This is a genomic window from Paenibacillus sp. OT2-17 (assembly GCF_009827695.1).
Lineage (GTDB): Bacteria > Bacillota > Bacilli > Paenibacillales > Paenibacillaceae > Paenibacillus > Paenibacillus polymyxa_B.
Window position 1 is genome coordinate 1 of the sequence record NZ_WUDQ01000249.1, and the last position, 5,225, is coordinate 5,225.

Annotated in this window: 4 protein-coding genes and 1 pseudogene; 4 read left to right on the forward strand and 1 reads right to left on the reverse strand. The window is 48.0% G+C overall.

Going from position 1 to position 5,225, the window contains the following annotated elements:
* Positions 1 to 321: 321 nt before the first annotated feature.
* From GRP75_RS18690 to GRP75_RS18700, 3 genes and pseudogenes are all read left to right on the forward strand, one after another.
* A pseudogene (locus tag GRP75_RS18690) lies at positions 322 to 1,415 on the forward strand (quinone-dependent dihydroorotate dehydrogenase).
* A gap of 34 nt (positions 1,416 to 1,449) precedes the next feature.
* The gene (gene yjbM / locus GRP75_RS18695) at positions 1,450 to 2,262 is read left to right on the forward strand and encodes a GTP diphosphokinase (protein ID WP_023988035.1); all 813 of its coding nucleotides are present in this window, start codon (positions 1,450 to 1,452) and stop codon (positions 2,260 to 2,262) included.
* The gene (locus GRP75_RS18700) at positions 2,263 to 2,832 is read left to right on the forward strand and encodes a DUF309 domain-containing protein (protein WP_160790028.1); all 570 of its coding nucleotides are present in this window, start codon (positions 2,263 to 2,265) and stop codon (positions 2,830 to 2,832) included. It begins immediately after the preceding gene.
* An 84-nt stretch (positions 2,833 to 2,916) separates the two neighbouring features.
* Here GRP75_RS18700 and GRP75_RS18705 read toward each other — a convergent pair whose 3' ends face one another.
* A complete protein-coding gene (locus GRP75_RS18705) occupies positions 2,917 to 3,444 on the reverse strand; it encodes a thioredoxin family protein (RefSeq protein WP_160790029.1) in 528 nt (175 codons plus the stop codon).
* A gap of 163 nt (positions 3,445 to 3,607) precedes the next feature.
* Here GRP75_RS18705 and GRP75_RS18710 point away from each other — a divergent pair.
* A partial coding sequence (locus GRP75_RS18710; protein ID WP_160790030.1) for an RsmB/NOP family class I SAM-dependent RNA methyltransferase occupies positions 3,608 to 5,225 on the forward strand: 1,618 nt, incomplete at its 3' end.

Below are 5,225 nucleotides of genomic sequence, written 5' to 3' on the forward strand. Positions count from 1 at the left end.
CAATGATGAGGAGAACAAAGCTGACGGCGGTCCATACAATCGCTTTCTTGTTCACCTCATCCTTTTTCTTTTGCAGACTGGGCGGCTTGCGCTTGGTCTTCATATCAGCAATCCCTCTTTTCTAACGGGCTAAGGTCTTGTCTTACTATGTCCATTGTAAATGGTTTGATTATACATTTTCAATGACATCTCCATGACAACTGAATTGTTCTGATACTACACCTCGCAAATTACTTTCTTTTTGGTATGGAAAAAGCTAAACTATTTTGTAGAGATGTTTTTTTAGGATTGTGCAAGGGCATAGAACGGAGTGGATGAATCGTGTTGTATCGAAGGATTGCTAAACCTGTTTTTTTTAAAATGAGTCCAGAGACGGCCATCATGTAGTCATTGACGGCTTAAAACATGCGGGTTCACTCCCTGGTGGAGCAGCGACACTGCGAGGGATGTACGGAGTCAAGGAAACGGAGGATCTTGCCGTTGATCTGTTTGGCATTCATTTTCCCAACCCGATTGGACTGGCTGCAGGACTGGATAAAAATGCAGAAGCGGTTACTGGTTTTTCTTCTATCGGGTTTGGATTTATGGAAGTGGGAACGGTGACACCTGTGGGACAGCCCGGCAATGATCGACCTCGTTTGTTCCGACTGCCTCCCGATGAGGCGTTAGTCAATCGGATGGGCTTTAACAATCTGGGTGCTGAGAGCATGGCCAAACGTCTGGCTGCACTCAAACATCGACCTGTTCCGGTCGCAGTTAATATCGGTAAAAATAAACTCACGCCCAATGAGGATGCTCATAAGGACTATGAAAAGTGTATTTCTGCACTGTATCCATATGCGGACTTCTTTGTAGTGAATATTAGCTCGCCGAATACGCCGGATTTACGAAAGCTCCAGCATGGTCATGAACTGAAGTCGCTATTGGAAGCGGTTCGGGCAGAGATGGGAGTCCAGGCGAAAAAGTATGGCAATGCCAAGTCTGTACTGGTTAAAATTGCGCCGGATGTATCGAATGAGGAATTGGAATATATGACAGACGCGATTGCTGCCAGTGGAGTAGACGGCATTATTGCGACCAATACAACAATATCCAGAGCTGGTCTGACGCACCGAAATGCGAGTGAAACAGGAGGGCTGAGTGGTAAGCCGCTGCGTGACCGTTCCACAGAGGTCATCGGACGGGTGTACCGCCAGACGGAAGGTAAGCTGCCTATTATCGGATCAGGCGGCATCTTCACGAGTCGTGATGCCTATGACAAAATTAAAGCAGGCGCAAGCCTGATTGAAATTTATACAGCATTGATCTACGAAGGGCCGGAAGTGAATAGGGCTATACATGCTGGCCTGCGTGAGATGCTTCGAAAGGACGGCTTTAGACACATTACCGAGGCTGTTGGTGCAGATCACAGATAAAAAAGTGTTGTCGGAAGAGACAGGAGGTACGGGGATGGACGGAAGAGACTGGGGAACATTTTTACTGCCATACGATCAGGCGGTGGAAGAGCTTAAGGTCAAGTTCAAAACAATGCGTGCGGAGCTGAAAAAGCGCGAGGAATACGCTCCTATCGAATTCGTAACCGGACGGGTTAAAAAAATATCAAGCATCCTCGATAAGGCGAAGAGATTACAGGTTCCTTCTGATCAGCTGGAGACGGGAATCGAGGATATTGCAGGCATTCGCATTATGTGTCAATTTGTAGAGGATATTCGGCGGGTGGCCGAATATATCAGAAGACGTAAGGATTTGACCGTACTGTATGAAAAGGACTATATCACTAATTATAAAGACAGCGGCTATCGTAGCTTTCATATGATTGTGGAGTATCCGGTTCAAACAGCAGTGGGGCTGAAAATCGTGCTGGCAGAGATTCAAATCCGCACGTTGGCTATGAATTTTTGGGCAACCATAGAACATTCTCTTAGCTATAAGTATCGTGAAAGCTTGCCTGATAATATGCGCACACGGTTGAAAAAGGCAGCTGAGGCAGCCTTTGTATTGGATAATGAGATGTCTTCCATGCGTCTTGAAATATTGGAAGCGCAGAAAAAGTTCGAGGATGAAGCCAATATCGTATCCAAAGTGCTAACAGGTATGCATCGGCTGTATTTCTACCATAAGATCAGTGAAACGATTGATGCGCAGCGCAGATTTAATGAACTGTGGGAACGGCACGACATGGAAGGAATCAAGCTGCTTCACGATGAGGTTAAAGAGATGCTAGAAGCCTCTACCAAGGAAGAAGACAGGGATGAATATTAAATGGCAAACCTTTCCTACGAACCGCTGTACGTGACTTATTTGGTATACTTCAATCGGGATCGGGATTACTTTGAATGTCATGAGGTACTGGAAGAGCTGTGGCTTAAGCTGGACCGTGACCCTGTATATAAAGGTTTGCTGCAAGTTGCTGTAGGACTGTATCATTTTCGGAATGGTAACTATCGTGGTGGACATATGATGCTGGATAGTGCGGTTCACCGGCTGGAGCATGCTCCTTCGCAGGCGCTGGGCATTAATATGGCGAAACTGGTGGACGAGGCGCGCGTTTGTGCCCGTCAGCTTGCTGAAGCTGTTATGACCTGCACGGAAGAGCTTCAGCACCAACCGCCGGTTTATCGGGATTTGACGATTGAAATCGTCGAGCCCGGGTTGCGCCGTGCCGTGGAGAAGGCATCGTTGTCCATTCCAGTCAACATCCCGCAGCAGAGAGGTCCTCGGCGTGGGGAAAAGCATGAGCGGCGTCAGCAAGCGCTGGAAGCTTCAATTAGGCGAAGACAGGCCGCTGGCGGACCGGGCTTTGTCTCGGTGGAAACGAAGGATGCGCCTTGAGTTTGAAGCACATGATAAGCAAGCAGCCCGATCCGTTTCATGGGGATCGGGCTGCTTTATCGTTTCAGGTGTGTGAACGTTTGACTAGGAGGTTACGTTCTTTTTATATTTCTCAAAGAAGGCTTTGAAATCGTCGAGTGTGTACCCATTGTCCGAAGGACTTTCCTTCAACCCGCCTACCATACGTTCCTTTTCCACGCCTTTTTCGTAATAAATGAGCGTAGGGGTATACTCAATCTTATACTTGTCCCAGCCAACCTCATACTCACGCAGGTTAAATTCGTGCATCGTAATGTTCTCCTGCTTGCTCAAAGGCAAGAGCTTAGGAGTAGTGGCGCGGCAATGCACACAGTCGGACGCGAAATGATAGACGAAGAAGTTTTCCTTTTTGTCAATTTTGCTCTGTAGATCTTCCGGCTTAATAATTTGCTGATAGTTCGGGTCATTCAGCAGCTCTTGAGTAGCAGGATTTAACGAGGCTGTGGAAACGCCATACAGCTTGTTTTTAGTGCCTGAATTTAAAGCGAGCAGCACTCCAAGCAAAATGACCAGCACAACAAAAAAGCCGATGACAGGTATAAGCTTTTTTTTGTTGGATTTTTGTGCGTTCAATGCAATCTCTCCTATCAAAATTCAAAATATGTAGCTATGAATCTCATTATTATACAACATTACAGCTTGTAGTGAAAGTTTGTAAATCACACCGATATTGCAGGATAACAGGTTGAATATGGTACAATAAAATTTATTTTAAAAGGACAGGATGATTACGATTATGGGTGTACAGCTCCCCACAGCATTTGTAAAGCGCATGGAGCAATTGCTCGGCGACGAATTTGAAGCATTTATGACCGCCTATGACCACACGCCCCATGCCGGGATTCGCGTCAATACGTTAAAAATTCCGATGGAGGACTTTAAGGAACGTTCTCCGTTCGAACTGCGGCCGATTCCGTGGTGTGCCACGGGTTTCTACATTCCGCACGGTACAAAGCCGGGGTTACATCCTTACTACCATGCGGGGCTGTACTATGTACAGGAACCGAGTGCAATGTCTCCAGTTGAGCTACTCAATGTAGCTCAGGACGAAGCTGTATTGGACTTGTGCGCTGCACCGGGCGGGAAATCGACCCAAATAGCTGCCAAACTACAAGGAAGCGGCGTATTGGTGACAAATGATATTAGCGCGGACCGAACCAAAGCGTTGGCTAAAAATGTGGAATTGTACGGTGTGCGTAATGCCGTGGTACTGAATGAATGCCCGGATCGAATCGCCGCTGCCTTTCCTCATTTTTTTGACAAGATACTAATTGACGCACCTTGCTCGGGAGAAGGTATGTTCCGCAAGGATGAGGATATGGCAAAACAATGGGAGACGCATTCGGTGGATAAATGTGTAGTCATGCAACGGGACATTTTGCGTGTAGCGGCCTCAATGCTGAGCGCAGGAGGGAGAATTGTCTATTCGACCTGCACCTTTGCGCCAGAAGAAAACGAAGGAATGATCGCAGAATTTCTGGGAGCTCATCCCGATTTTGACGTAGTCCCTGTTCCATCGGAAGCAGGCTTTGCACCAGGTCATCCGGAATGGATGAGTGAAGAGGTCGCGGCAGCACACCCCGAACTGCGGGGAACAGCACGCCTTTGGCCGCATCTCGTAGAGGGAGAAGGCCATTTTATCGCTGTGTTGCAACATCGGGGTGGCAATGCTGCTGCGATGGAAGATCACACTGAATCCGGGGATTTGACTCAACGTGAGGACAAGAATGACAGGGCATTGAACATAGATGCAGTGTATCCACGGAAGAAGCAGTTTTTGTCCGTCAAGGAAGCGTTGACGCCAAGCGGTCAAGGAAGACATGCGACTGGTGAGCCTAAACGAAATGGTAAAGGAATGGACGGGAAGTCCGGTAAAGGAAAGTCCGCGCGCGGCTTGGGTGGCAATAAGTCCCGTTCTGGCAAGGAAAATGTAAAATCCGCTGCACGCTCCCCACAGGATGTGCTGGAGTCCTATCACCAATTTGTGAAGGAGCAGCTGGAGGTGTGCTTTACAGGCTATACGGTGGTTTACGGAGATCGTATTTATCAGTCGCCATTAGCATCACATCGTTTGGACGGCCTTAAGGTGGTGCGACCAGGCTGGTTTATGGGTACCGACAAGAATGGTCGCTTTGTGCCTTCACACCCACTGGCGGTGGCATTACGCCCTTCAGAGGCGTCTAGAAGCATCAATCTCTCCAGTTCAGATGCTGAGGCCATCCGGTATTTAAAAGGTGAGACCTTGTCCATCCCCGTTGAGAGAATGGCAATGCGGAACGAAGTCCAGCCCAAAGGCTATACTCTCGTGTGCATTGATGGTTATTCGGCTGGGTGGGGCAAATGGCAGGACGGCA

Bases quoted from the DNA above. Each gene is read 5' to 3' on its own strand.
- GRP75_RS18700 (WP_160790028.1), top strand. From the start codon at position 2,263: ATGGCAAACCTTTCCTACGAACCGCTGTACGTGACTTATTTGGTATAC.
- yjbM (WP_023988035.1), top strand. From the start codon at position 1,450: ATGGACGGAAGAGACTGGGGAACATTTTTACTGCCATACGATCAGGCG.